Origin of the sequence: Streptomyces sp. NPDC058469, assembly GCF_042721125.1 — a bacterium.
GTDB lineage: Bacteria > Actinomycetota > Actinomycetes > Streptomycetales > Streptomycetaceae > Streptomyces.
In genome coordinates, this window is sequence record NZ_JBHXME010000127.1 from 1 (window position 1) to 24,900 (window position 24,900).

The window sequence follows — 24,900 nt, forward strand, 5'->3', positions numbered from 1 at the left end:
GGCCAGCTCCCACTGGGGCTCATCTCCCGCCAACGCCTCACGCCCCGACGGCGCCCAGCCCCCGCCGGGCTCGGACCCCGCCGGAAGTCAACTCCCACCGAGGCCCATCTCCCGCCAGAGGCCACCTCCCACTGGGACTCATCTCCCGCCAACGCCTCACGCCCCGACGGCGCCCAGCCCCCGCCGGTCTCGAACCCCGCCGGAAGTCAACTCCCACCGAGGCTCATCTCCCGCTAGGGATCGGCTCCCACCGAGCCATCTCCCGCCAGGGATCAGCTCCCGCCAGGGATCGGCTCCCGCCCGAGGTCAGCCCCTGGCGGAGGTCGACCCCCGCCAGGGTTCAACTCTCGCCGGACGCCCGCCCACGCCGAACCCCGGTCCACGTCGAACCCCGGCCCACGTCGAACCCACCCCCGTCACCCACCAGAAGCCGCCGCCCCGAACGCCCCCCGAGCCATCCGGTGCAGCAGCTCCGCCGTCGCCCCCCGCCCGGGCAGCGAACCCGGTCGCCCCAGGTGCGGAGTCGAGTTGAGCAGTCCGAAGACCGAGTGGACCGCCGAGCGCGCGCTGGGTTCGGCCAGCTCCGGGTACACCTCCCGCACGACCTCCACCCACAGCTCGACGTACTGCCTCTGCAGCTGCCGCACCAGCTTCCGGTCGGTGTCCCGCAGGCGGTCGAGCTCGCGGTCGTGCAGCGTGATCAGCGGCCGGTCGTCGAGCGCGAAGTCGATGTGGCCCTCGATGAGCGAGTCGAGCAGCGGCTCGGGGGAGGTCGCCCCCTCCGCCTCCCGCAGCCGCGTCTTCGCCCCCGTCAGCAACTGCCCGCTGATGCCGACCAGCAGCTCGGCGAGCATCGCGTCCTTGCCCGGGAAGTGGCGGTACAGGCCGGGCCCGCTGATGCCGACGGCGGCGCCTATCTCGTCGACCCCGACGCCGTGGAAGCCCCGCTCGGCGAAGAGCCGCGCGGCCTCCTTGAGGATCTGCTCACGGCGGGTGGGGGCGTCGGTTCTCGTGGTCATGGAAGCAATTCTAGACAGGGAGGTTAGCGGTCGTTAACCTGAAGGAAATGGTTAACGCTCATTAACGGTCGAGAGCAGCCGATCGCTGTGCGAGGGGACCCACAGAATGCAAGAGGCACCGGAGCTGACGAGCGCGGCCGATCCCGCGTCGGAGGCGTGGCGGGCCAACGAGGAGGCGCACCGCGCGCTGGGCGAGGAGCTGCGGCAGAAGCTCGCCGCGGCCCGGCTCGGTGGCGGTGAGCGGGCCCGGGACCGGCACACCGCGCGCGGCAAGCTGCTTCCCCGCGACCGCGTGGACACGCTTCTCGACCCCGGCTCGCCCTTCCTGGAGCTGGCTCCGCTGGCCGCCGACGGGATGTACGACGGGGCCGCCCCGGCCGCCGGTGTCATCGCCGGGATCGGCCGGGTGAGCGGCCGCGAGTGCGTGATCGTCGCCAACGACGCCACGGTCAAGGGCGGGACGTACTACCCGATGACCGTGAAGAAGCATCTGCGCGCCCAGGAGATCGCCCTCGAAAACCGTCTTCCCTGTATCTACCTCGTCGACTCCGGGGGCGCGTTCCTGCCCATGCAGGACGAGGTGTTCCCGGACCGCGAGCACTTCGGGCGGATCTTCTACAACCAGGCCCGGATGTCGGCGGCGGGCATTCCGCAGATCGCCGCTGTGCTCGGGTCCTGCACCGCCGGCGGCGCCTACGTCCCTGCCATGAGCGACGAGGCCGTCATCGTCCGCAACCAGGGGACGATCTTCCTCGGCGGGCCGCCCCTCGTGAAGGCCGCCACCGGCGAGGTCGTGACCGCCGAGGAGCTGGGCGGCGGCGACGTCCACGCACGCGTGTCGGGTGTCACCGACCACCTCGCGGAGGACGACGCGCACGCGCTGCGCATCGTCCGGAACATCGCCGCCACACTCCCCGCGCGCGGGCCGCTCCCCTGGGAGGTCACCGAGGCCGTCGAGCCGAAGGTCGACCCGTACGGGATCTACGGCGCCGTCCCGGTCGACTCCCGTACCCCCTACGACGTACGGGAGATCATCGCGCGCGTGGCCGACGGCTCCCGTTTCTCCGAGTTCAAGGCCGAGTTCGGGCAGACCCTGGTCACCGGCTTCGCCCGGATCCACGGCCACCCGGTCGGCATCGTCGCCAACAACGGCATCCTGTTCTCCGAGTCCGCCCAGAAGGGCGCCCACTTCATCGAGCTGTGCGACCAGCGCGGCATCCCCCTGGTGTTCCTCCAGAACATCTCGGGGTTCATGGTCGGCAAGGACTATGAAGCGGGCGGCATCGCCAAGCACGGCGCCAAGATGGTCACCGCCGTCGCCTGCGCGCGCGTGCCGAAGCTGACGGTCGTGGTCGGCGGCTCGTACGGCGCGGGCAACTATTCGATGTGCGGCCGGGCCTACTCCCCCCGCTTCCTGTGGATGTGGCCCGGCGCCAAGATCTCCGTGATGGGCGGCGAGCAGGCCGCGTCCGTCCTCGCGACCGTGAAACGGGATCAGTTGGAGGCGCGCGGGGAGTCCTGGCCCACGGAGGACGAGGAGACCTTCAAGGACCCGATCCGCCGGCAGTACGAGCGTCAGGGCAACGCCTACTACGCCACCGCCCGCCTCTGGGACGACGGGGTCATCGACCCGATGGAGACCCGCCAGGTGCTGGGTCTGGCCCTGACCGCCTGTGCCAACGCGCCCCTGGGTGACCCCCAGTTCGGCGTCTTCCGGATGTGATGAGGGTGCCCGAGATGGTCGAGATGTTCGAGACGGTTCTTGTGGCCAACCGGGGCGAGATCGCGGTCCGCGTCATCCGCACCCTGCGCTCGCTCGGCGTGCGCTCGGTGGCCGTCTTCTCCGACGCCGACGCGGACGCCCGGCACGTCCGTGAGGCCGACACGGCGGTACGGCTCGGTCCGGCCCCGGCGGCCGAGAGCTATCTGTCGGTGGAGCGGCTGCTGGAGGCAGCGGCCCGCTCGGGCGCGCAGGCCGTACACCCGGGCTACGGCTTCCTCGCCGAGAACGCGGCCTTCGCGCGCGCGTGCGCCGACGCCGGGCTGGTCTTCATCGGACCGCCGGCCGACGCGATCGCTCTCATGGGCGACAAGATCCGCGCCAAGGAGACCGTGCGGGCGGCCGGGGTCCCGGTCGTCCCCGGGTCCAGCGGCAGCGGGCTCACCGACGCCCAACTCGCCGACGCCGCCCGGGAGATCGGCATGCCGGTACTGCTCAAGCCGAGCGCCGGTGGCGGCGGCAAGGGCATGCGCCTGGTCCGGGACGCCTCGCTGCTCGCCGACGAGATCGCCGCCGCCCGCCGCGAGGCCCGCGCCTCCTTCGGCGACGACACCCTCCTGGTCGAGCGGTGGGTCGACCGCCCCCGGCACATCGAGATCCAGGTCCTGGCCGACGGCCACGGCAACGTCGTCCACCTCGGCGAACGCGAGTGCTCCTTGCAGCGCCGGCACCAGAAGGTCGTCGAGGAGGCCCCGAGCGTCCTCCTGGACGAGGCCACGCGCGCGGCGATGGGCGAGGCGGCGGTCCAGGCGGCCCGCTCGTGCGGGTACGCGGGCGCGGGCACGGTCGAGTTCATCGTGCCGGGCAGCGACCCGTCGTCGTACTACTTCATGGAGATGAACACCCGCCTCCAAGTGGAGCACCCGGTCACCGAGTTGGTGACCGGACTCGACCTGGTGGAGTGGCAGCTCAGGGTGGCGGCCGGGGAGGCGCTGGACTTCCGGCAGGAGGATGTCCGGCTGACCGGGCACGCGATCGAGGCCCGGGTGTGCGCCGAAGACCCCGCGCGCGGGTTCCTGCCCTCCGGCGGCACGGTGATCAGGCTGCACGAACCGCAGGGCGACGGCGTCCGCACGGACTCCGGACTCTCCGAAGGGACCGAGGTCGGCAGTCTCTACGACCCGATGCTCTCCAAGGTCATCGCCTACGGCCCCGACCGCGCGACCGCGCTCAGGAAGCTCCGGGCCGCCCTCGCGGACACGGTGACGCTGGGCGTGCCGACCAACGCGGGGTTCCTGCGGCGGCTGCTCGCCCATCCGGCGGTCGTGGCGGGCGAGTTGGACACCGGGCTCGTCGAGCGCGAGGCGGACTCCCTCATCCCCGACGAGGTGCCCGTGGAGGTGTACGAGGCGGCAGCGGCCGTACGGCTGGATGCTCTCCGCCCGACGAACGACGGCTGGACCGACCCCTTCTCGGTGCCGGACGGCTGGCGGCTGGGCGGTGCTCCGAAGCCGGTCGGCTTCCATCTCAAGGTGACCGAGCCCGTGGAGTACGTCCCGCGCGGCACCCACACCGTCACCGCGGACCGGGTCGCCGTCACCCTCGACGGGGTCCGGCACACCTTCCACCGGGCCGGTGACTGGCTGGGCCGGGACGGGGACGCCTGGCAGGTGCGCGACCACGATCCGGTGGCCGCCTCGCTCAGCGGGGCCGACCGCTCCGGTGCCGGTTCGCTCACCGCGCCGATGCCGGGGACGGTGACCGTGGTGAAGGTCGCGGTGGGGGACCAAGTGGCCGCGGGGCAGAGCCTGTTGGTGGTGGAGGCGATGAAGATGGAGCACGTCGTCTCCGCGCCGCACGCCGGCACCGTCGCCGAACTCGACGTGACGCCCGGCGCGACGGTCGCCATGGACCAGGTGCTGGCGGTCGTCACACCGGCGGAGGAGAACCAGTGACACTCGGACCAGCGACACTCCCGATGGTCGTACCGGCCCCCGATCTGCCCGCCCGGGTGCGCATCCACGAGGTGGGGGCGCGGGACGGACTGCAGAACGAGAAGTCGACCGTGCCCACGGAGGTGAAGGCCGAGTTCGTGCGCCGGCTGGCCGAAGCGGGCCTGACCACGATCGAGGCCACCAGCTTCGTCCACCCCAAGTGGGTGCCCCAACTGGCCGACGCGGAACAGCTGTTCCCGCTCGTGCGCGATCTGCCGGGAGTGCACCTCCCCGTCCTCGTGCCGAACGGCCGCGGACTCGACCGGGCCCTGTCCCTGAAGGCGACCCGCGTCGCCGTCTTCGCCAGCGCCACCGAGTCCTTCGCGAAGGCCAACCTCAACCGCACGGTGGACGAGTCGCTGGCCGTGTTCGCCCCGGTCGTGGCCCGCGCCAAGGACGAGGGCGCCCACGTGCGCGGCTACGTCTCCATGTGCTTCGGCGACCCCTGGGAGGGCGCGGTCCCCATCGCGCAAGTGGTGCGTGTCTGCCGGGCGTTGGTCGACATGGGCTGCGACGAGCTGAGCCTCGGCGACACGATCGGTGTCGCGACTCCCGGGCACGTACTGGAACTTCTCGCCGCGCTCAACGAACAGCACGTCCCCACCGACGTGTTGGGCGTGCACTTCCACGACACCTACGGCCAGGCACTGGCCAACACCTACGCGGCACTGGAGCACGGGGTCACGACGGTCGACGCCTCCGCCGGAGGCCTCGGCGGCTGCCCGTACGCCAAGTCCGCGACCGGCAACCTCGCCACCGAAGACCTCGTGTGGATGCTCCAGGGTCTCGGCATCGACTCCGGAGTCGACCTCGCCGCTCTCACCGCCACCAGCGTGTGGATGGCCGACCACCTGGGCCGACCCAGCCCGTCCCGCACCGTCCGCGCACTCGGTAAAACAGCACAGCCCCACAAGGAGCAGTGACCGCCATGGACCACCGTCTCTCCCCCGAGCTGGAAGAACTCCGCCGTACGGTCGAGGAGTTCGCGCACGACGTCGTCGCGCCGAAGATCGGCGACTTCTACGAGCGGCACGAGTTCCCGTACGAGATCGTCCGCGAGATGGGCCGCATGGGCCTGTTCGGGCTGCCGTTCCCCGAGGAGTACGGCGGGATGGGCGGCGACTATCTGGCGCTGGGCCTCGTGCTTGAGGAGCTGGCCCGGGTCGACTCGTCGGTCGCGATCACCCTGGAGGCCGGGGTGTCGCTGGGCGCGATGCCGATCCATCTCTTCGGTACCGACGCGCAGAAGGCCGAGTGGCTGCCCCGGCTGTGCTCCGGCGAGATCCTCGGCGCCTTCGGGCTGACCGAACCGGACGGCGGCTCCGACGCGGGCGCGACGCGGACTACGGCACGCCTGGACCCGGACACCGACGAGTGGGTGATCAACGGTTCCAAGTGCTTCATCACCAACTCCGGTACGGACATCACCGGTCTGGTCACGGTCACCGCGGTCACCGGCCGCAAACCCGACGGCAAGCCGCTGATCTCGTCGATCATCGTGCCGTCCGGGACACCCGGCTTCACGGTCGCGGCGCCGTACTCGAAGGTCGGCTGGAACGCCTCCGACACCCGTGAGCTGTCCTTCGCGGACGTCCGGGTCCCGGCGGCGAACCTGCTGGGCGAACTGGGCCGCGGCTACGCCCAGTTCCTGCGCATCCTCGACGAGGGCCGCATCGCCATCGCGGCGCTCGCTACGGGGCTCGCTCAGGGCTGTGTCGACGAGTCGGTGAAGTACGCCAAGGAACGGCACGCGTTCGGGCGGCCGATCGGCGCCAACCAGGCCATCCAGTTCAAGATCGCCGACATGGAGATGAAGGCCCACACCTCGCGGCTGTCCTGGCGCGACGCGGCCTCCCGGCTGGTGGCCGGCGAGCCCTTCAAGAAGCAGGCGGCCCTCGCCAAGCTGTACTCCTCCACCATCGCCGTGGACAACGCCCGCGACGCCACGCAGGTGCACGGCGGCTACGGCTTCATGAACGAGTACCCGGTGGCCCGTATGTGGCGCGACTCCAAGATCCTGGAGATCGGCGAGGGCACCAGCGAGGTCCAACGGATGCTGATCGCCCGCGAGTTGGGCCTCACGGGCTGACGGCTACTCAAACAACAGACGCAGGTGTCGGGGCGCCCAGCCCGGCCGACAACTCCCCTGAGATCAGGGCGATGTGGCGGTAGGCCCGCTCGGCTGCTGCCAACACCCCTTCCTGTACGGCGGGTTCGTCGAGCGTCCGGTCGAGGCGCTCGGTGAAGGCCGCCCAGCGGGTGCGGTCGCCGCTGCCGTAGTACGAGGCGCCGTTCCCGTCCGTGAGCCGGTACGCCTCGGTGACATGGCGGCACAGGAACATCGCGCCGAGGGTGGAGCCCTCCAACACGTAGAGGATGCCGAGGAGTTCGCGGGGATCCGTCGCGACGGTGCGCCGTATCTCCTCGGTGAACTCCTCGGCCGCCGGGCCGGGTTCGGGGGCGGTGCCGAGGGCGGCGAAGTGGTGCAGGTCGCGTTCGAGGAGGGGCAGCTTGACGAGGTCGGGCGACCACACCGAGGTGACGGACGGGCAGGTGGCGCGGGCGAGTTCGGCTTCCAGCGCCGCCAACACCACGCGGTAGGAGGCGAGTTGGCCGACATAGCGGTCGAGGGGGAGGGTGCCGGCGAGCATGGCGGTGGCGAACCCGGTGGTCTCCAGGGCCTGGTGCCAGGCGCGGGTGCCGCTCCTCAGCCGCTGGGTCGCCGTGCCCACGCTCGCACCGGTGCCGATGCCCGTGTCTATGTTCCTGTCCGTGTCTATGTCCCTGTCCGTGTCCATGCCCGTGTCCGTCATACGCCGCTCCGCTGTCGGACCGTCGCGAGCAGACGGTCGATGAGGTGGCCCTTGCGTTCGATCGTCACGTCGAAGTAGGCGGCACTGCGCTCGGAGCGGCACACGCCGTGCACGGCGTCCTTCGCCGCGCGCTTCAGCGCCACGGCCTCCTCGGCGAGCGCGAGGAGCGTGCGCTCCAGGTGGGGGTGACCGAGGACGTAGGACCTGAAGTCCTCGCCCCCGCTCCCGGCCGGTGCGTCGCCGTCCTTGTCGAGGAGCTCCAGGAAGACCCGGTTGCCCAGGCCATCGAAGTCCTCGTGGGTGTTGGCGCCGCCGAACTCGGGCACGAAGTCGGTCAGGTCGTTGAACAGCTGGCTGGCGAGGCCCAGTTGACGCATCGCGCCGTCCAGGGCGAGCCGGTCGTCCTCGACCACGCGCAGCCCCGCGACCGCCGCGTCGAGCGGCATCCAGAACAGGGTTCCGGTCTTGAGGGCGGCCGTCGACTCCCAGAAGTCGACCCGTGTGGCGCGCGGCGCGGCCAGCAACTCGGCGCGCGTGAGCGCCGTACGCGAGGACATGTCGACGGCCTGCCCGGTGAAGCCGCTGCCGACCGAGCGCACCAGGCTGTCCACGACGGCGGGGTCGGCCGCGTGCCGGAGCGCGGACATGATCAGCCAGGCGCCGGTGTTGAGGGCGAGCGGTGTGCCGTGGGTGGCGTGGAGGGCGGGTTCGCCGTAGCGGACGTCGCTGCCGTCCTGGATGTCGTCGAGGGCGACCGCGGCCTTCAGCAGAATCCTTACGGCAACTGCCGTGCGGCGGACGACGGCCAGCTCGGCGGAGGCGTCACCCGCCTCGCCCGCCTGAGCCGCCTCGCCCGTCTCATCGGGGAAACCCCGGTAGTTGCGGTACGCCCAGTACACCATCGAGGGCCGCAGCGGAGCCCGGCCGCCGGGCGCCCCGGGCGTGGGCGGCAGCGCCTGCTGGCCCACCTTCGATCCGAGGGCGTCGGCGACCGGTTCGTACAGGGCGCGGCGCAGGGCCGTGTCGTAGACGGAGACCGCCGCCCGCGCCGGTGCGGTCAACGAGTCGAGGAATTCGGCCAGGTCGTCCTCCAGCAGTGCCGCGTCGCTCCGCACCACCGCTTCCACACCTGTCACACCCACCGTGGTAGCCACTCCACCTCCGCAGACGACCGAACAACAGTGCGTAGATCCCCCTACAGAGGAGCATGATCACAACGGCCGCACGAGACAAGGCGGTTGAAAGCCAAATCGCCCGGGACATCGACTCACAAGCCGGGCACAGGGCGGACACAGGCCGGGGCGGCGGCAGCCCCGCCCACTGGACACCTGGTGAGGTTAGGCTAACCTACCTTCGAATTGTCCGGCGGGCGCTCCGCCCTGTTCGAAAGCAGCCACACATGTCCAACGCCCGTGCCACTCACCTCTCCCGCCGCGGCATCCTCGCCGCGGGCGGCGCCCTCGGCCTCGGTGCCGTGCTCGCAGCCTGCGGCGACGACGACGCGAAAAGCGGTGGCTCGGACAAGGAGACGGCGGCCGCCAAGTCCGGTCCCTGGACCTTCAAGGACGACCGCGGCCCCACCGCGAAGACCGACAAGACCCCGGCGACCATCGTCTCCTTCATCGGTGTCGCCGCCGCGCTGCACGACTACGGCATCGAGTCCAAGGGCGTCTTCGGGCCGACCAAGCTGAAGGACGGCAAGGCCGACGTTCAGGCCGGCGACCTGGACATCAGCAAGGTCACGATCATCGGCAACGAGTGGGGCCAGTTCAACATCGAGAAGTACGCGGCCCTCTCCCCCGACGTCCTCATCACCACGATGTTCGACTCGGCCGGCACGCTCTGGTACGTCCCGGAGGAGTCGAAGAAGAAGATCCTCGCGGTGGGCGCGCCGACCGTCGGCATCTCGGTGTACGACGTTCAGCTGCCGCAGCCGTTGCAGCGGATGCTGGAACTCGCCAAGTCCCTTGGCGCGGACACCACTTCGGCCGCCATCACCGCGGCCAAGAGGCGCTTCGAGGACGCGGCCGCCCGGCTGCGCGCCGCGGCCAAGGCCAAGCCGGACATCAAGGTTCTCGTGGGTTCCGCGAGCCAGGACATCTTCTACGTCTCCGGGTCGAACCTCTCCGTCGACCTGGAGTACTTCAAGGCTCTCGGCGTGAACTTCGTCGAGCCGTCCGCTGCGGCGCTGAAGGCGAGCGGTGGCTGGTACGAGAACCTCAGCTGGGAGAACGTCGACAAGTACGGGGCGGACATCATCATGATGGACAACCGGACGTCGGCGATTCAGCCCGCCGACATCACTGAGGGCACGTGGAAGAAGCTGCCCGCGGTGAAGGCGGACCAGGTGATCGCGCGTAATCCCGAGCCGATTCTGTCCTACGACAAGTGCGCGCCGCTGCTTGAGGATCTCGCGACGGCTATCGAAAGCGCTAAGAAGGTCAGCTGATTCAGGGGTGGTTGCGCTTTGTGGGGAGCTGCGGGCCGTGTGTGGCTGGTCGCGCAGTTCCCCGCGCCCCTAGGGAGTTGGCCCTGACCTCCGATTGAGGAGTTGCCCCCATGACTACGGCCGTTGCCGCGCCCTTCCGCTTCTTTTCACTGCAGGTCGTGCGGACGGAGCGGCTTGGGCCGTCTCTGGTCCGGGTCACCTTCGCGGGGGACGATCTGGCTTACTTCTTCTCCGACGGGTGTGATCAGTCCCTGTCGCTTTTTCTCCCCCAGCCGGGCCAATTGGAGCCCGCCGTGCCCTATGAACTCGGGGACGGGTGGTGGCAAGGCTGGCGTGAACTCCCCGATGGTGTGCGGGCCGTGATGCGGTCGTACACACTGCGTGCCCTACGGCGCGACCCCGGCGAGATCGATATCGACTTCGTGCTGCATGAACCCGCCGGGCCCGCTTCCCGTTGGGCGTCGCTCGCTGTCGCAGGTGACCGGGTCGTGCTGCTCGGGCCGGCGATCGCGGACAACCGGGCGATCCGGTTCCGGCCGCCGGAGGACGCCGATCTCGTGGTCGTGTGGGGCGATGAGACCGCCGTACCGGCCGTCTCCGCCATTCTCGAAGCGCTGCCTGTCGGTACTCGGGCGCGGGTGTGGCTGGAAGTCCAACACGCCGGGGATATCCAGGACTTGGCTACCGACGCCGATGCCGAAGTGACCTGGCTGGTGCGCGAGGGCCAGGGCGCTGAGGGGTCCCCCATGGCCCTCGGCGCCCTCCGTGCCGCCCAACTCCCGCCCGCCGAGCGGCCGTACGTGTGGATCGCGGGCGAGTCCGGTCAAGTGAAGGCGTTGCGGCGGCACTTCGTGGGTGAGCGCGGGTTCGACCGGCGCCGGGTGACCTTCGTCGGGTACTGGCGGCAGGGGCTCAGTGAGGAGCAGTTGCGCGAAGCCGGGTGACGGGCCGCTGATGCGTGAGTGACGGCTGTCACGGATGCGGCGGGTTTCGCGGACGCTAAGTTAGGTTAGGCTAACCTAAGTTGATGTTGCGGACCCCGCCGCTCTCCTGTCCCGCACGGACTGTCCCCACCGGAGGACCCCCACATGCGCTCGCACCTGCTCAATGACACGACTGCGGAGCACTACCGCCGCTCCGTGACGGAAGGCGTGGAGCGGGTGGCGGCCAAACTCGCCACCACCGAACGACCGTTCAGCGGCGTCACGGTCGACGCCCTCTCCCCCCTCATCGACCGGATCGACCTCGACCGCCCGCTCCACGACACCGCAGCGGTGCTCGACGAGCTGGACGAGGTCTACCTGCGTGACGCGATCTACTTCCACCACCCCCGCTACCTCGCCCACCTCAACTGCCCCGTCGTCATCCCCGCGGTGCTCGGCGAGGCGGTGCTCTCCGCCGTCAACTCCTCCCTGGACACCTGGGACCAGTCGGCCGGCGGCACCCTCATCGAGCGCAAGCTGATCGACTGGACGAACGAGCGCATCGGCCTCGGGCCGCACGCCGACGGGGTGTTCACCTCCGGCGGCAGCCAGTCCAACCTCCAGGCGCTGCTGCTGGCCCGCGAGGAGTCCAAGACCGACAGCCTGGCCAAACTGCGTATCTTCGCCTCCGAGGTGAGCCACTTCAGCGTGAAGAAGTCGGCGCAACTGCTCGGCCTCGGGCAGGACTCCGTCGTGTCGATACCCGTCGGCGCCGACCAGCGCATGCAGACGGTCGCGCTCGCCCGTGAGCTGGAGCGCTGCAAGAACGCCGGGCTCGTCCCCATGGCCGTCGTCGCCACCGCCGGCACCACCGACTTCGGCTCCATCGACCCGTTGCCCGAAGTCGCCGCCCTGTGCGAGCAGTTCGGGGTGTGGATGCACGTCGACGCGGCCTACGGCTGCGGTCTGCTCGCCTCGCTGAAGTACCGGGGCCGGATCGACGGCATCGAGCGCGCCGACTCGGTCACCGTGGACTACCACAAGTCCTTCTTCCAGCCGGTGAGTTCGTCCGCCGTGCTGGTCCGCGACGCCGACACCCTGCGCCACGCGACCTATCACGCGGAGTACCTCAACCCGCGCCGCATGGTGCAGGAACGCATCCCCAACCAGGTCGACAAGTCTCTGCAGACCACCCGCCGTTTCGACGCGCTCAAGCTGTGGATGACGCTGCGCGTGATGGGCGCCGATGGTGTTGGTCAACTCTTCGACGAGGTCTGCGACTTGGCCGTGGAGGGGTGGAAGCTGCTCGCCGGCGACCCCCGTTTCGACGTGGTCGTAGAGCCCTCGCTCTCGACCCTCGTCTACCGCTACATCCCGGCCGCCGTCACCGACCCGGCCGAGATCGACCGCGCCAACCTGTACGCCCGTAAGGCCCTGTTCGCCTCCGGTGACGCGGTGGTCGCGGGCACCAAGGTCGCGGGCCGCCACTACCTGAAGTTCACCCTGCTCAACCCCGAGACGACGACCGACGACATCGCCGCCGTCCTCGACCTGATCGCCGGCCATGCCGAGCAGTACCTGGGAGAGTCCCTTGACCGCGCTTCCTGAAGCCACGAACAAGACCTACGACTTCGTGGGGATCGGGCTCGGGCCCTTCAACCTCGGCCTCGCCTGCCTCACCGAGCCGATCGCCGAACTCGACGGCATCTTCCTGGACTCGAAGCCCGACTTCGAGTGGCACGCCGGCATGTTCCTCGACGGCGCCCACCTCCAGACTCCATTCATGTCGGACCTGGTCACCCTCGCCGACCCGACGTCGCCGTACTCCTTCCTCAACTACCTGAAGGAGAAGGGGCGTCTGTACCCCTTCTACATCCGCGAGAACTTCTACCCGCTGCGCGTCGAGTACGACGACTACTGTCGCTGGGCCGCCAACCGGCTCACCAACGTGCGCTTCAGCACGACGGTGACCGAGGTGACGTTCGAGGAACAGGGCGAGGTCTACGTCGTGCAGACCGAGGCCGGCGACGTGTACCGCGCCCGCCACCTGGTCCTGGGCACCGGCACCCCGCCATATCTCCCGGAGGCCGTCGCGGGGCTGGGCGGCGATTTCATCCACAACTCCCGCTATGTGCAGCACAAAGCGGAGTTGCAGGCCAAGGAGTCGATCACGCTGGTCGGCAGCGGGCAGTCCGCCGCCGAGATCTACTACGACCTGCTCAGTGAGATCGACGTCCACGGCTACGAGTTGAACTGGGTGACGCGCTCGCCGCGCTTCTTCCCGCTGGAGTACACGAAACTCACGCTGGAGATGACCTCCCCCGAGTACATCGACTACTTCCACGCGTTGCCGGAACAGACCCGCTACCGTCTCACGGCCGAGCAGAAGGGCCTCTTCAAGGGCATCGACGGCGACCTCGTCAACGAGATCTTCGACCTGCTCTACCAGAAGAAGGTCGGCGGTCCCGTCCCCACCCGGCTGCTCACCAACTCCTCGCTGAACAGCGCCACTTACCGCGACGGCGTCTACGAACTCGGCCTGCGCCAGGAGGAGCAGGAGAAGGACCACACCCTGCGCTCCCAGGGCCTGATCCTCGCCACCGGCTACAAGTACGCCGAGCCGGAGTTCCTCAAGCCCGTCCACGAGCGGCTGCGCTACGACTCCCGGGGCAACTTCGACATCGCACGCAACTACTCGATCGACACCACGGGCCGCGGCGTCTTCCTCCAGAACGCCGGCGTCCACGCGCACAGCATCACGTCCCCGGACCTGGGCATGGGCGCGTACCGCAACTCGTACATCATCCGTGAGCTGCTCGGCACCGAGTACTACCCGGTCGAACAGACCATCGCGTTCCAGGAGTTCGCCGTATGACCTTCACCTTCCGCCCCCTCGACCCGCTGCAGGACGCCGAGTTGCTGCACCGGTGGCTCACGCATCCCAAGGCCGCGTTCTGGATGATGCAGGACGCGAAACTGGAGGACGTCGAGCGCGCGTACATGGACATCGCGGCCGACGAGCACCAGCACGCGCTGCTCGGGCTCCAGGACGGTGTTCCCGTCTTCCTGATGGAGTACTACGACCCCGCCCACCGCGAACTGGTCGGCCTGTACGAGCCGTTGCCCGGCGACGTCGGCATGCACTTCCTGACGCCGGCCACCGAGGCGCCCGTCCACGGCTTCACCCGTGCGGTGATCACCGCGGTGATGGCCCACCTCTTCGAGGACCCGGCCGTCGAGCGCGTCGTCGTGGAACCGGACGTGTCCAACACCGCCGTGCACGCACTGAACGAGGCGGTGGGGTTCGTGCCCGAGCGTGAGATCCAAAAGCCGGAGAAGAAAGCCTTGTTGAGTTTCTGCACACGCGACCGTTTCCTTAAAAGGCACAGCCTGTCGGCTACGGCGGTGACCGCATGAGCCTCGCCGACGCCGTGGCCCATCTCTCCCCCGAGCGCTGGGAGAGGGCCAACCGCCTCCTGCTCCGCAAGGCCCTCGCCGAGTTCGCGCACGAGCGGCTGATCACGCCCGAACTCGTCGAGCAGGACGGTGACTTGTACGTCGTCCGCAGTGACGACGGCCTGACCCGCTACCGGTTCACCGCCACCCGGCACGCCCTCGACCACTGGCAGGTCGACGCGGACTCGATCGCCCGTCACCGCGACGGCACCGAACTCCCGCTCGCCGCGCTGGACTTCTTCATCGAGCTGAAGCAGGCGCTCGGGCTGAGCGAGGAGATCCTGCCGGTCTACCTGGAGGAGATCTCCTCCACCCTCTCCGGCACCTGCTACAAGCTCACCAAGCCGCAGATCCCGGTCGCCGAGTTGGTCAAGAGCGACTTCCAGGCCATCGAGACCGGGATGACCGAGGGCCACCCCTGCTTCGTCGCCAACAACGGCCGGCTCGGCTTCGGCATCCACGAGTACCTCTCGTACGCCCCCGAGACCGCGAGCCCGGTCCGGCTGGTGTGGCTGGCCGCACACCGTTCGCGGGCCGCGTTCACGGCGGGCGTGGGCATCGAGTACGAGTCCTTCCTGAGGGAGGAGCTGGGAAGTGTGACGCTGAACCGTTTCCGCGTAACACTTTCCGAGCAGGGCCTCGACCCCGACGACTACCTCCTCATCCCCGTCCACCCCTGGCAGTGGTGGAACAAGCTCAGCGTCACCTTCGCCGCCGAGATCGCCCGCGGCCACCTCGTGTGCCTCGGCGAGGGCGACGACGAGTACCTCGCTCAGCAGTCCATCCGGACCTTCTTCAACAAGTCCAACCCCGAGAAGCACTACGTGAAGACGGCCCTGTCCGTCATCAACATGGGATTCATGCGCGGGCTTTCGGCCGCGTACATGGAGGCGACCCCGGCGATCAACGACTGGCTCGCCCAACTCATCGAGAACGACCCGGTGTTGAAGTCCACCGGCCTGTCGATCATCCGTGAGCAGGCGGCCGTCGGCTACCGGCACCTGGAGTACGAGGCCGCGACCGACCGCTACTCGCCGTACCGCAAGATGCTCGCCGCGCTGTGGCGCGAGAGCCCGGTCTCCTCGCTCCGGGACGGCGAGTCGCTCGCGACGATGGCCTCGCTGGTGCACCTGGACCACGAGGGCGCGTCCTTCGCCGGCGCGCTGATCGAGCGGTCGGGGCTGGCGCCGGTGGAGTGGCTGCGGCGGTATCTGCGGGCGTACTTCACCCCGCTGCTGCACAGCTTCTACGCCTACGACCTGGTGTTCATGCCGCACGGCGAGAACGTGATCCTCGTCCTGAAGGACGGGGTGGTCGAGCGCGCGATCTACAAGGACATCGCCGAGGAGATCGCCGTCATGGACCCGGACGCGGTGCTGCCGCCGACCGTGGAGCGGCTGCGGGTCGAGGTCCCCGAGGACAAGAAGCTCCTGTCGATCTTCACCGACGTCTTCGACTGCTTCTTCCGCTTCCTCGCCTCCGGCCTGGCCGCCGAGGGCGTCCTGGAGGAGGACGACTTCTGGCGTACGGTCGCGGACGTCACCCGCGAGTACCAGGACGCGGCACCCGAACTCGCCGACAAGTTCCGGCAGTACGACATGTTCGCCCCGGAGTTCTCGCTGTCCTGCCTCAACCGCCTCCAACTGCGCAACAACCAGCAGATGGTGGACCTGGCGGACCCGTCCGGCGCGCTCCAGCTCGTCGGCACCCTGAAGAACCCGATCGCCGGGTTCTGACCCACAAGCAGGCGGGCACCCCGGGGTACGGTCCCCCGGGGTGCCCGTCGTTTTTGCCCTGACTACTGCGCGGTTTGCGTGAACTAGCCTGCCGGCCAGGGAACTTGGGGCGACCGGTAGTAGTCGATCCCCAGCGCGTCCCAGCGCGGCGCCTGTGCCGCGAGCCGCACCTTGTAGGTGTCCCAGTCGTGCGTCGAGGCCGGCGACCAGCTCAGCTCGGCCACGCCCGGCAGCCTCGGGAAGGCCATGTAGTCGATGTTCGCGCCGGTGACGATCGTCTCCGACCACAGCGGCGCCTCGACCCCCCGGATCGCCGAACTCGGCACCCCGGCGAGGTAGTTGCCCGGGTTCCAGTCGTAGGACCGCTTGACCTCGACCAGGCCCGCCCAGTCCTGGCCGAGCGGGGTGTCCTCGGTGTACTTCATGTCGAGGTAGACCCGGTCGGCGGGCGAGAGGATCAGCCCGGTGCCGTTCTTCGCGGCCTCGGCGACCTGTGCCTTCTCCTCGGCGCTGGTGTCGTCGAGACCCCAGTACTGGGCGAGGGCGCCCTTCACGGGGTGGGCTCCGGTGATCTGGTGCCAGGCGATCACCGTCTTGCCGTACTTGGTGACGATCGGCTGCACCCGGTCCATGAACTTGACGTAGTCCTCATGGCTGGTGGACTGCGCCTCGTCGCCGCCGATGTGGAGATAGCGGCCCGGGGTGATCGTGGCCAGTTCACGGACCACGTCGTCCACGAAGCTGTACGTGAGGTCCTTGCCGACGCACAGCGAGCTGAAGCCGACGTCCGTGCCCGTGTAGAGCGGGGGTGCCACGCCGTCGCAGTTGAGGTCGGCGTAGGAGGCGAGGGCCGCGATCGTGTGGCCCGGCATGTCGATCTCCGGGACCACTTCGAGGTACCGGGAGGCGGCGTAGCGGACGATCTCCTTGTAGTCGTCCTTGGTGTAGTGGCCGCCGGTGCCGCCGCCGACCTCGGTCGAGCCGCCGTAGGTCGCCAGGCGTGGCCAGGAGTTGATCGCGATGCGCCAGCCCTGGTCGTCGCTGAGGTGCAGATGCAGTTCGTTGATCTTGTAGAGCGCCAACTCGTCGATGTAGCGCTTGACTTGGGTGACCGTGAAGAAGTGCCGGGAGACGTCGAGCATCGCACCGCGGTAGGCGTAGCGCGGGGAGTCCTCGATGGTGCCGCCCGCGATCTGCCAGGGGCCGCGCTGCACCGACTTCTTCTCGACGGCGGCGGGCAGGAGTTGGCGCAGGGTCTGTACGCCGTGGAAGAGACCGGCGGTCCTGCTCGCGGTGATGGTGACACCGCTGGGGGTGCTGTTGAGCCGGTAGCCCTCGGCGCCGAACGTGCCCTTGGTCAGGCGGAGTTGGATGCCGCCCTTCCCGCGCGAGGTGACCGGCAGCCGGTAGCCGGTGGAGGGCCGCAGGATGCCCGCGAGGTACGCGCCGATCCGGCGCGACTCACGGGTGTCGTCCACGCGGATACGGGTGCCGCTCGTGATCCGGTACGGATGTCCCGCGGGGGTGACCTTGGCGGGCGCCGGGACCACCCGGCCCAGCGGGGTGGCGGCGGCGGGCGCGGCGGAGGGTGCGGCGCCGACGACGGACACGCTCGCGGCGGCGACGAGCAGCAGCGAGCCGAGGAGGCGGGTCGTTCTGTGGCGCTGTCTCACAAGGCGTCTCACGAGCGGTCCCTTCCTTTGAACTTCCTTTGAGCCCGGACAGGTACAGACCATTCTGTCGGCAGAGCGATGGAACAATCCCTCCTATGGCGGAAATCATCCAGAAGGACGGCACCTGGATCTTCGACGGCGACGCCCTGCGACTGACTCCGGGACGGGACAAGAACGTCGGCCTGTTCCGCAAGACCCTGGGTGAACTCGTCGTCCCCTTGGGCGCGTTGGCGGGCGTCTCGTTCGAGCAGGGCCGGAAGTCGGGGCGGCTGAGACTGCGGCTGCGCGACGGCGCCGACCCACTGCTGCACGCCACCGGCGGCCGGCTCACCGAGGGCGACGACCCCTACCAACTCCCCGTCGAGTCGGACCGGTACGGCGTCGCCGAGTACTTCGTGGACGAGGTGCGGGGCGCCCTGCTGCTCGACCAGGTACCGGCCGATCCGGTGGACGAGTATCTGCTGCCGGGTCCTGCCGTGCCGCTGTCCGTGTCCGCCGGGGACGGCACGGCGAGCTTCGACGGCGAGCGCGTACGGCTGGAGTGGAACTGGAAGACCGAGGACGCCAAGTCCGCCACCGGCGCCCGCACCCTCGCCGTCACGGACCTCGTCGGCGTCGAGTGGCGCCCCTCGGCCGGGCTGGAGAACGGCTACATCCGCTTCTCGGTGCGCAACGCGCCGACCAAGGCACCGCCCAAGTACGACCCCAACTCCGTGGAGCTGTGGGGCTTCAAGAAGGACCCACTGATGGCCCTGGTCGCCGCGGCCGTACAGGCCCGCCTCCCGCACCCGGCCGCCGAGACGGACGTACGACCCGAACAGCCCGAGCCCGCGCGGCGGTTGGCGGCCGCCACGGAGGACGGCCACGACGCGCTGCTGCGGCGGTTGCGCGAGCTCGGTGAGCTGCACCGGGACGGGGTGCTCACGGACGAGGAGTTCGCGATGGCGAAACAGGCGGTCCTCAAACGGATGTGACCATCCGGGAGTTGAGGACCGCCTTCGGTGTGCCTACGCCCCGCCTTCAGGGCATACGCGGTGCTACTTGGCCTTGCGGGCGACCGTGAAGCGGTCGATCTCGTCGCCGGTCTCGGCGATGCCGCGGACCGTCAGGGTGGTCGTACGGCCCTTCGAGGCGGGCTGCACGTCGACGCGCAGGAACGAGTAGTTGAGGTATCGGACGCGCGACCAGGCGACCGTCTCGTTGACCTTGCCGTCCTTCGTGTTGACGAAGGCGGCGACCGAGTCGAGGTCGGCGACGTGACCCTCGTAGGAGTCCGGGGCGGAGAACGCGTACAGGCTGCGGCCGGCCGCGCCCGCCGTCACGTAGACGACACCCTCGGTCTCCGGGTACGCCGTGCCGCCGATCGGCAGCTTCTTGACGACCGCGTTCTTCTTGATGACGTCGGTGCGCTCGTACTGGTGGTTGTGGCCGTTGATGACCAGGTCCACCGTGTACTTCTCGAACAGCGGCACCCACTCGCCCCGCACTCCCCCCTCCGAGGAGTGCGCGGTCGAGGTGCAGTACGCGCAGTGGTGGAAGAAGATCACGACGAAGTCGATGTCCCTGGCCGCGCGGTACTTCTTGAGCTGCGCCTCCAGCCACTTGGTCTGGGTGCCGCCGGATATGCCGAGGTTGGCCGGGATCTCGAAGGACACGTCGTTGGCGTCCAGCGAGATGACCGCCGTGTTGCCGTAGACGAAGGAGTAGACGCCCGGCAGGTTCGCCTTGTCGGGGCCGTTGTCCGGCAGGTTCCAGCGGGCGTCCTCGCCGCCGTAGCCGTTGGGCGAGTACCAGGCCTCCATGTCGTGGTTGCCGTAGGCGGGCATCCACGGCACGGACTTGGCGACCGACTCGGTCTGGGCGAGGAACTGGTCCCACGTCCGCGAGTCGAAACCGGCGTCGGCGGTCTTGCCCGCACCGGCCGGGTCGGCGTAGCAGATGTCGCCGGCGTGCAGGTGGAAGGCCGGGTTCTGGCCGAGGAGAAGGCTGTTGTTGGCCAGGCCGTGGTAGCCGACGCCCTCGTCGCCGAAGGCGGTGAAGGTGAACGGCACGGCACGGTCGGGGGCGGTGGTGAAGGTGCCCAGGGTGCCGAGGAGGTGGGCCTCGGCCGGGTCGAAGCCCGCGTGGCCGACGCCGTAGTAGTAGGTCTTGCCCGGGCGCAGGTGGGTCAGCTTGGCGTGCAGGTAGTACTGGGTGTGGTCGCCGCTCGCGCCGACGCCCGCCGGGGTGTACAGGGAGCGCACCTCGGCGTCGATCTTGTGGGAGAGGTCCCAGGGGTGCGCGCCGATCCGGACGAACGGTTTCCTGACGTTGGTCGGGACCTGCCAGGAGACCGTCACCTCTGTGCTCGGGTCGTTGCCGAAGGCGAGGTGCCGGCCGAACGGGGAGACGAGGGCCCCGCTCACCGACTCCGTGGAGGGGGCGGTCCTGGTGGCGGCGGCCTGGGTGGGGACGGCCGCCTGGGCGACCGCGCCCGGTACGAACACGCCACCCGCGACGGCGCCGAGGGTCACGGCACCGCCTCTGATCATCGTGCGCCGCGAGAATTTCGAGCGCAGGTACTCGTGCTGCTCCGCCATGCTCATGCGCTCAGCGAGCTCTGCGGGTACGCCCATACGAGGAATGTCCATGGCGTCTGAAACTCGCCGACATGAGCAACGGTGCGCAAGACACAGGATGGACAGCTTACGAACAGAGCCCCATAAGACTTTCAACAGGCCGTTGCCCGATATCGGGCAGGATTCTTGCAAACCGTTCTTCGGTACCCCAGGATCAACCGGGTGCACGACGAACTCGTTGATCATCTGACGCGCTCCACGACCCTCAACCGGGGCGAGGCACTGCGGGTGATCCAGGACGTGCTCGCCTACTTCGACGAGACGACCGAGGACTACGTCCGTCGCCGCCATCGCGAGCTCCAGGCCCAGGGCCTGGTGAACGCGACGATCTTCGACCGGATCGAGGCGGACCTGAAATACCGGGCCGTGGCCCCGCCGGAGCTCACGCTCCGGCAGCTGCGCCGGATCGTCTATGGCTAGGAATACCCATACATGTGCGGAATTGTCGGATACATCGGCAAGCGTGACGTTGCTCCACTTCTGCTGGAGGGCCTGCAGCGGCTGGAATACCGCGGCTACGACTCCGCGGGCATCGTCGTCACCACCCCGAAGACGGCCGGCCTGAAGATGGTCAAGGCCAAGGGCCGGGTCCGTGACCTGGAGGCCAAGGTCCCGGCGCGCTTCAAGGGCACCACCGGAATCGCCCACACCCGCTGGGCCACGCACGGCGCCCCCTCCGATGTGAACGCCCACCCGCACCTGTCCGCCGACAGCAAGGTCGCCGTCGTCCACAACGGCATCATCGACAACGCGTCGGACCTGAGGAAGAAGCTGGAGGCGGACGGCGTCGAGTTCCTCTCCGAGACCGACACCGAGGTCCTCACCCACCTCATCGCCCGCTCCCAGGCGGAGACCCTCGAAGAGAAGGTCCGCCAGGCGCTCCGCGTGATCGAGGGGACGTACGGCATCGCCGTTCTGCACGCCGATTTCCCCGACCGCATCGTGGTGGCTCGAAACGGTTCCCCGGTGGTCCTCGGGATCGGCGAGAAGGAGATGTTCATAGCCTCGGACATCGCCGCACTGGTGACGCACACGCGCCAGATAGTGACGCTGGACGACGGCGAGATGGCCACCCTCAAGGCCGACGACTTCCGGACATACACGACCGAGGGCACCCGCACCACGTCCGAGCCGACCACCGTCGAGTGGGAGGCCGCCTCCTACGACATGGGCGGCCACGACACCTACATGCACAAGGAGATCTTCGAGCAGGCCGACGCCGTGGACCGCGTGCTGCGCGGCCGCATCGACGACCGCTTCTCCACCGTGCACCTCGGCGGCCTGAACCTGGACGCCCGCGAGGCCCGGCAGATCCGCCGAGTGAAGATCCTCGGCTGCGGCACGTCGTACCACGCGGGCATGATCGGCGCCCAGATGATCGAGGAGCTGGCCCGCATCCCCGCGGACGCCGAGCCGGCTTCGGAGTTCCGCTACCGCAACGCGGTCGTCGACCCGGACACGCTCTACATCGCGGTCTCGCAGTCCGGTGAGACGTACGACGTACTGGCGGCGGTCCAGGAGCTGAAGCGCAAGGGCGCCCGGGTCCTCGGTGTGGTGAACGTCGTGGGCTCGGCGATCGCCCGTGAGGCGGACGGCGGCATGTACGTGCACGCTGGCCCCGAGGTCTGTGTCGTCTCGACCAAGTGCTTCACCAACACCACAGTCGCCTTCGCCCTGTTGGCCCTGCACCTCGGCCGCACCCGCGACCTCTCCGTCCGCGACGGCAAGCGCATCATCGAGGGCCTGCGCAGGCTGCCGGCCCAGATCTCCGAGATCCTGGACCGCGAGGACGAGATCAAGAAGCTGGCTCAGCAGTACGCCGACGCCCGCTCGATGCTCTTCATCGGCCGTGTGCGCGGCTACCCGGTCGCTCGCGAGGCCTCCCTGAAGCTCAAGGAGGTCTCGTACATCCACGCCGAGGCCTACCCCGCCTCGGAGTTGAAGCACGGCCCCCTGGCCCTGATCGAGCCCGCCCTCCCCACGGTGGCGATCGTCCCCAACGACGACCTCCTGGAGAAGAACCGCGCGGCCCTGGAGGAGATCAAGGCCCGCAGCGGCCGCATCCTCGCGGTGGCCCACCAGGAACAGGAGAAGGCCGACCAGACCATCGTGGTCCCGAAGAACGAGGACGAACTGGATCCCATCCTGATGGGGATTCCGCTCCAACTCCTGGCGTATCACACGGCGTTGGCACTCGGGCGGGACATCGACAAGCCGAGGAACCTCGCGAAGTCAGTCACGGTGGAATAGGCGCCCCAAAGGGGCGCGGGGCTGTATCAATTTGCGGCTCCGCCGCGCGGGCGCGAGCAACCACGACGCACCCGCAGCGGCCAACGAAACAGAACGAACCCCCACGTGCAGCCTCAACGCACGGGGGGTTCGCTCATATCGCCGGGAGTTGTCCGACCACCGGCCAGCGCCGCTAGCCGGTGGCCGTCACGCCCCGACCAGCCGCCCGCCGCGGAAGAACAGTCGGCCAGTGAGCGAGCGCAGCCGTCGCCGAGTACCAGGCAACAGCCCCCGCAGCGACACCGAACCACCCCCCGACCTTGCCCAGCCCGTCGTTCCCGGCGAACTGAGCGATCGCCAGAAGCACAAGGCAAACGAAGAACAACCCGTAGGTCCCCTGGGTGAGTTGGTCGCCGCCCGCGAGGGTCACGGAGAGGGCGACAAGGGCGAACAGGACCAGGAACAACCCCGCCGCGTTGTCCGACACGGAGTTCCCCGCGCTGACGGCCCAGGTGAACCAGAGCGCGCCGAACGCGGAGAAAGCCGTACCCGTAGCCGTGTCGCCCTCGCGGAACGCGAGCAGTCCGGCGACGAAGAGGGCGACTCCGCCCACATAGTGGGCCAGTGACACGGCGTCAGCCGTCGAGACCCCGTTGATGACATTCGTGTACCCGAGCCCGAAGGCCAACAGGGTGATCCCCAGGGCGAGTCGGCCGACGATCGAGGTGGTGCTTCCCGCAGAGACGTCATTGTCCACGGCGGGCTCCCTTCATGCATGTGCGATTGTGCGGTGTGACCGATATATGCCCTTCACAAGGGCACAAACACCTCTGCACAACAGGGAATTCGGGAGAAGGCGAGCCACGCCAGAGAACTGCGGAGGGATCTACGGAATGACGACGACAGGGCGCTGAGCCCGCTTCGCGAGCCGCCCCGCGACGGAGCCGAAGATGCGCCCGACGATCCCGTGGGTCGAGCCCACGACGATCGCGTCCGCCTCGTACTCCCGTCCCACCTCTTCGAGTTCGTGGCAGATGTCGCCACCGCGCTCGACGAGAATCCAGGGCACTTCCGCCAGGTACTCGGCGCACGCCAGCTCAAGACCCAGCACCTCGGTGCGGTGATCCGGCACGTCGACGAAGACCGGTGGCTCGCAGCCCGCCCACACCGTGGTGGGCAGCCGGTTGGCGACGTGGACGATGATCAGGCCCGAGCCCGAGCGATGGGCCATGCCGATCGCGTAGGCGAGGGCACGCTCACTGGACTGGGAGCCGTCGAAGCCGACGACGACGCCGTGCTTGAAGGCTGGATCGCAGGAATGACGTGACTGTTCCGCCGCCAGGGGCTCGGCCGCCGTGGGATCGGCGACGGGCCGCTTACGGTCTGCGGGTTCGAAAGATTCGTGACCGGCCATGGGTGTCTCGGCGTTTTGATCCTCTTGGGAGGGGACAACAGGGTGCGGCGGAGCTGTGTCCGGGAATCATCTTCCCAACCCCATACCCCCAAGGGTACGGCGGCACTCCTCCTTAGCCCATATCCCGCAGCCGCTCCGGCGGAGTTCCCCGGAGCATGCACGAGGGGGCGCCCGTAACGCAATGGTTGCTGCCCCGTACAGGCGGTTTGCACAGGATTCACTTATCCGCACACATCGATGGACTGCCCTACAGTGACCGACGCATCGAACACGCGTTGAACCCGGCGAGCCACCGCCCCAGGGAGCACGCCATGTCCGGACACCGCACGACCTCCGAGGCACACCCCAGCCACGGCACCGCCACCGACGTGGTCCGCTGGGCGGTCTTCAGCTGTGTCCTCGTCCCCCTCGTCCTCCTCTGGTACGGCACCTCCCTCGCCGGCGCCACCGGTACGGCCCTGGGTCTCGCGGCCGTCACCGCCGCCTGCCGGGTGCTGCTGCGCCGTTCCGAGCGGGGCGCGGCCCGGCTGCTGGCCGAAGAACACTCCTCGCAGCGCGGCCACCGCCACCGGGCCGGGGCGGGGGCGCACAGGGGCGGGCGGCACGCCGGGGGAAGTACACCGGTCGACTGACCGGTTTCCGCGCACGCGCCCGACGCTTTTCAGCCAACTTCCGGCCACCGCGCTTCCGTTGTCCGAACCACCCCCCAACCCCCGTTCCACCTGCACCGAAAGGGTCTGGGGGGCCTTGCGCACCCTACGGGGATTGGCCACTACGACGAGGCGCACTTCCCTGCACGGCCCACGAGTGCAACGCTTCGTGATCGAATGCTTCACGCCAAGTTGCCATGTCGACA

General features: G+C 69.0%; 21 protein-coding genes. 14 read left to right on the top strand and 7 right to left on the bottom strand.

Features of this window, described 5'->3' with window-relative positions; genetic code table 11:
- Positions 1–416: 416 nt before the first annotated feature.
- Positions 417–1,019 (bottom strand): TetR/AcrR family transcriptional regulator, encoded by a 603-nt coding sequence (locus ACFWP5_RS38110; protein WP_384167584.1) that lies wholly within the window; start codon positions 1,017–1,019, stop codon positions 417–419.
- A 106-nt stretch (positions 1,020–1,125) separates the two neighbouring features.
- On the opposite strand from ACFWP5_RS38110, the gene ACFWP5_RS38115 reads away from it, so the two are divergent.
- From ACFWP5_RS38115 to ACFWP5_RS38130, 4 genes are read left to right on the top strand one after another with little or no spacing between them, the layout of a single operon-like run.
- Positions 1,126–2,742, top strand: coding sequence for a carboxyl transferase domain-containing protein (locus ACFWP5_RS38115; protein WP_384167587.1), 1,617 nt, complete (start codon positions 1,126–1,128; stop codon positions 2,740–2,742).
- 23 nt (positions 2,743–2,765) lie between these two features.
- Positions 2,766–4,694 carry a biotin carboxylase N-terminal domain-containing protein gene (locus ACFWP5_RS38120; protein ID WP_384167648.1) on the top strand — a complete coding sequence of 643 codons (1,929 nt, stop codon included), beginning with the start codon at positions 2,766–2,768 and terminating at the stop codon, positions 4,692–4,694.
- A 23-nt stretch (positions 4,695–4,717) separates the two neighbouring features.
- On the top strand, positions 4,718–5,656 hold the full coding sequence (locus ACFWP5_RS38125) for a hydroxymethylglutaryl-CoA lyase (protein WP_384167651.1): 939 nt from the start codon (positions 4,718–4,720) through the stop codon (positions 5,654–5,656).
- 5 nt (positions 5,657–5,661) lie between these two features.
- The gene (locus ACFWP5_RS38130; RefSeq protein ID WP_384167590.1) at positions 5,662–6,822 is read left to right on the top strand and encodes an acyl-CoA dehydrogenase family protein; all 1,161 of its coding nucleotides are present in this window, start codon (positions 5,662–5,664) and stop codon (positions 6,820–6,822) included.
- A gap of 7 nt (positions 6,823–6,829) precedes the next feature.
- Here the strand turns inward: ACFWP5_RS38130 and ACFWP5_RS38135 are convergent, their stop codons facing one another.
- Entirely contained in the window at positions 6,830–7,546 is a 717-nt protein-coding gene (locus ACFWP5_RS38135; protein ID WP_384167593.1) for a biliverdin-producing heme oxygenase, read from the bottom strand.
- Positions 7,543–8,682, bottom strand: a complete 1,140-nt coding sequence (locus ACFWP5_RS38140; protein ID WP_384167596.1) for a polyprenyl synthetase family protein — start codon at positions 8,680–8,682, stop codon at positions 7,543–7,545. The genes ACFWP5_RS38135 and ACFWP5_RS38140 overlap by 4 nt, the downstream gene beginning before the upstream one ends.
- Positions 8,683–8,945: 263 nt before the next feature.
- On the opposite strand from ACFWP5_RS38140, the gene ACFWP5_RS38145 reads away from it, so the two are divergent.
- From ACFWP5_RS38145 to ACFWP5_RS38170, 6 genes are all read left to right on the top strand, one after another.
- On the top strand, positions 8,946–9,995 hold the full coding sequence (locus tag ACFWP5_RS38145; protein WP_384167599.1) for an ABC transporter substrate-binding protein: 1,050 nt from the start codon (positions 8,946–8,948) through the stop codon (positions 9,993–9,995).
- A 110-nt stretch (positions 9,996–10,105) separates the two neighbouring features.
- Complete coding sequence (locus ACFWP5_RS38150) at positions 10,106–10,939, top strand: siderophore-interacting protein (protein ID WP_384167602.1); 834 nt, start codon at positions 10,106–10,108, stop codon at positions 10,937–10,939.
- A gap of 144 nt (positions 10,940–11,083) precedes the next feature.
- The gene (gene desA / locus ACFWP5_RS38155; RefSeq protein WP_384167604.1) at positions 11,084–12,526 is read left to right on the top strand and encodes a lysine decarboxylase DesA; all 1,443 of its coding nucleotides are present in this window, start codon (positions 11,084–11,086) and stop codon (positions 12,524–12,526) included.
- The gene (locus ACFWP5_RS38160) at positions 12,510–13,793 is read left to right on the top strand and encodes a lysine N(6)-hydroxylase/L-ornithine N(5)-oxygenase family protein (RefSeq protein WP_384167607.1); all 1,284 of its coding nucleotides are present in this window, start codon (positions 12,510–12,512) and stop codon (positions 13,791–13,793) included. Before desA ends, ACFWP5_RS38160 begins: the two co-directional genes overlap by 17 nt.
- Positions 13,790–14,335, top strand: a complete 546-nt coding sequence (locus tag ACFWP5_RS38165; RefSeq protein WP_384167610.1) for a GNAT family N-acetyltransferase — start codon at positions 13,790–13,792, stop codon at positions 14,333–14,335. Before ACFWP5_RS38160 ends, ACFWP5_RS38165 begins: the two co-directional genes overlap by 4 nt.
- Complete coding sequence (locus ACFWP5_RS38170) at positions 14,332–16,110, top strand: IucA/IucC family protein (RefSeq protein WP_384167613.1); 1,779 nt, start codon at positions 14,332–14,334, stop codon at positions 16,108–16,110. The genes ACFWP5_RS38165 and ACFWP5_RS38170 overlap by 4 nt, the downstream gene beginning before the upstream one ends.
- Positions 16,111–16,193: 83 nt before the next feature.
- Here ACFWP5_RS38170 and ACFWP5_RS38175 read toward each other — a convergent pair whose 3' ends face one another.
- Positions 16,194–17,783, bottom strand: a complete 1,590-nt coding sequence (locus ACFWP5_RS38175; protein ID WP_384167654.1) for a beta-N-acetylhexosaminidase — start codon at positions 17,781–17,783, stop codon at positions 16,194–16,196.
- Between the two features lie 95 nt (positions 17,784–17,878).
- On the opposite strand from ACFWP5_RS38175, the gene ACFWP5_RS38180 reads away from it, so the two are divergent.
- The gene (locus ACFWP5_RS38180; protein WP_384167616.1) at positions 17,879–18,757 is read left to right on the top strand and encodes a DUF4429 domain-containing protein; all 879 of its coding nucleotides are present in this window, start codon (positions 17,879–17,881) and stop codon (positions 18,755–18,757) included.
- 63 nt (positions 18,758–18,820) lie between these two features.
- Here ACFWP5_RS38180 and ACFWP5_RS38185 read toward each other — a convergent pair whose 3' ends face one another.
- Entirely contained in the window at positions 18,821–20,398 is a 1,578-nt protein-coding gene (locus tag ACFWP5_RS38185) for a purple acid phosphatase family protein (protein ID WP_384167619.1), read from the bottom strand.
- Between the two features lie 165 nt (positions 20,399–20,563).
- On the opposite strand from ACFWP5_RS38185, the gene ACFWP5_RS38190 reads away from it, so the two are divergent.
- The gene (locus tag ACFWP5_RS38190; RefSeq protein ID WP_019065776.1) at positions 20,564–20,821 is read left to right on the top strand and encodes a hypothetical protein; all 258 of its coding nucleotides are present in this window, start codon (positions 20,564–20,566) and stop codon (positions 20,819–20,821) included.
- Between the two features lie 12 nt (positions 20,822–20,833).
- Positions 20,834–22,651 (top strand): glutamine--fructose-6-phosphate transaminase (isomerizing), encoded by a 1,818-nt coding sequence (gene glmS, locus ACFWP5_RS38195; RefSeq protein ID WP_384167622.1) that lies wholly within the window; start codon positions 20,834–20,836, stop codon positions 22,649–22,651.
- A 172-nt stretch (positions 22,652–22,823) separates the two neighbouring features.
- On the opposite strand, the gene ACFWP5_RS38200 is transcribed toward glmS, so the two are convergent.
- Both ACFWP5_RS38200 and ACFWP5_RS38205 read right to left on the bottom strand, forming a co-directional pair.
- A complete protein-coding gene (locus ACFWP5_RS38200; protein ID WP_384167625.1) occupies positions 22,824–23,387 on the bottom strand; it encodes a GPR1/FUN34/YaaH family transporter in 564 nt (187 codons plus the stop codon).
- A 129-nt stretch (positions 23,388–23,516) separates the two neighbouring features.
- Positions 23,517–24,044 (bottom strand): universal stress protein, encoded by a 528-nt coding sequence (locus ACFWP5_RS38205; protein ID WP_384167627.1) that lies wholly within the window; start codon positions 24,042–24,044, stop codon positions 23,517–23,519.
- Positions 24,045–24,355: 311 nt separating this feature from the next.
- Between ACFWP5_RS38205 and ACFWP5_RS38210 the strand changes: the two genes are divergently transcribed.
- A complete protein-coding gene (locus tag ACFWP5_RS38210) occupies positions 24,356–24,676 on the top strand; it encodes a hypothetical protein (protein WP_384167629.1) in 321 nt (106 codons plus the stop codon).
- Positions 24,677–24,900 lie beyond the last annotated feature (224 nt).

What these genes read in the sequence shown, in the direction of transcription:
- ACFWP5_RS38110 (WP_384167584.1), bottom strand. Translation starts at nt 1,019, where the DNA reads ATGACCACGAGAACCGACGCCCCCACCCGCCGTGAGCAGATCCTCAAG.
- ACFWP5_RS38115 (WP_384167587.1), top strand. Translation starts at nt 1,126, where the DNA reads ATGCAAGAGGCACCGGAGCTGACGAGCGCGGCCGATCCCGCGTCGGAG.
- ACFWP5_RS38120 (WP_384167648.1), top strand. Translation starts at nt 2,766, where the DNA reads ATGTTCGAGACGGTTCTTGTGGCCAACCGGGGCGAGATCGCGGTCCGC.
- ACFWP5_RS38125 (WP_384167651.1), top strand. Translation starts at nt 4,718, where the DNA reads ATGGTCGTACCGGCCCCCGATCTGCCCGCCCGGGTGCGCATCCACGAG.
- ACFWP5_RS38130 (WP_384167590.1), top strand. Translation starts at nt 5,662, where the DNA reads ATGGACCACCGTCTCTCCCCCGAGCTGGAAGAACTCCGCCGTACGGTC.
- ACFWP5_RS38135 (WP_384167593.1), bottom strand. Translation starts at nt 7,546, where the DNA reads ATGACGGACACGGGCATGGACACGGACAGGGACATAGACACGGACAGG.
- ACFWP5_RS38145 (WP_384167599.1), top strand. Translation starts at nt 8,946, where the DNA reads ATGTCCAACGCCCGTGCCACTCACCTCTCCCGCCGCGGCATCCTCGCC.
- ACFWP5_RS38150 (WP_384167602.1), top strand. Translation starts at nt 10,106, where the DNA reads ATGACTACGGCCGTTGCCGCGCCCTTCCGCTTCTTTTCACTGCAGGTC.
- desA (WP_384167604.1), top strand. Translation starts at nt 11,084, where the DNA reads ATGCGCTCGCACCTGCTCAATGACACGACTGCGGAGCACTACCGCCGC.
- ACFWP5_RS38165 (WP_384167610.1), top strand. Translation starts at nt 13,790, where the DNA reads ATGACCTTCACCTTCCGCCCCCTCGACCCGCTGCAGGACGCCGAGTTG.
- ACFWP5_RS38170 (WP_384167613.1), top strand. Translation starts at nt 14,332, where the DNA reads ATGAGCCTCGCCGACGCCGTGGCCCATCTCTCCCCCGAGCGCTGGGAG.
- ACFWP5_RS38180 (WP_384167616.1), top strand. Translation starts at nt 17,879, where the DNA reads ATGGCGGAAATCATCCAGAAGGACGGCACCTGGATCTTCGACGGCGAC.
- ACFWP5_RS38185 (WP_384167619.1), bottom strand. Translation starts at nt 20,398, where the DNA reads ATGGGCGTACCCGCAGAGCTCGCTGAGCGCATGAGCATGGCGGAGCAG.
- glmS (WP_384167622.1), top strand. Translation starts at nt 20,834, where the DNA reads ATGTGCGGAATTGTCGGATACATCGGCAAGCGTGACGTTGCTCCACTT.
- ACFWP5_RS38205 (WP_384167627.1), bottom strand. Translation starts at nt 24,044, where the DNA reads ATGGCCGGTCACGAATCTTTCGAACCCGCAGACCGTAAGCGGCCCGTC.
- ACFWP5_RS38210 (WP_384167629.1), top strand. Translation starts at nt 24,356, where the DNA reads ATGTCCGGACACCGCACGACCTCCGAGGCACACCCCAGCCACGGCACC.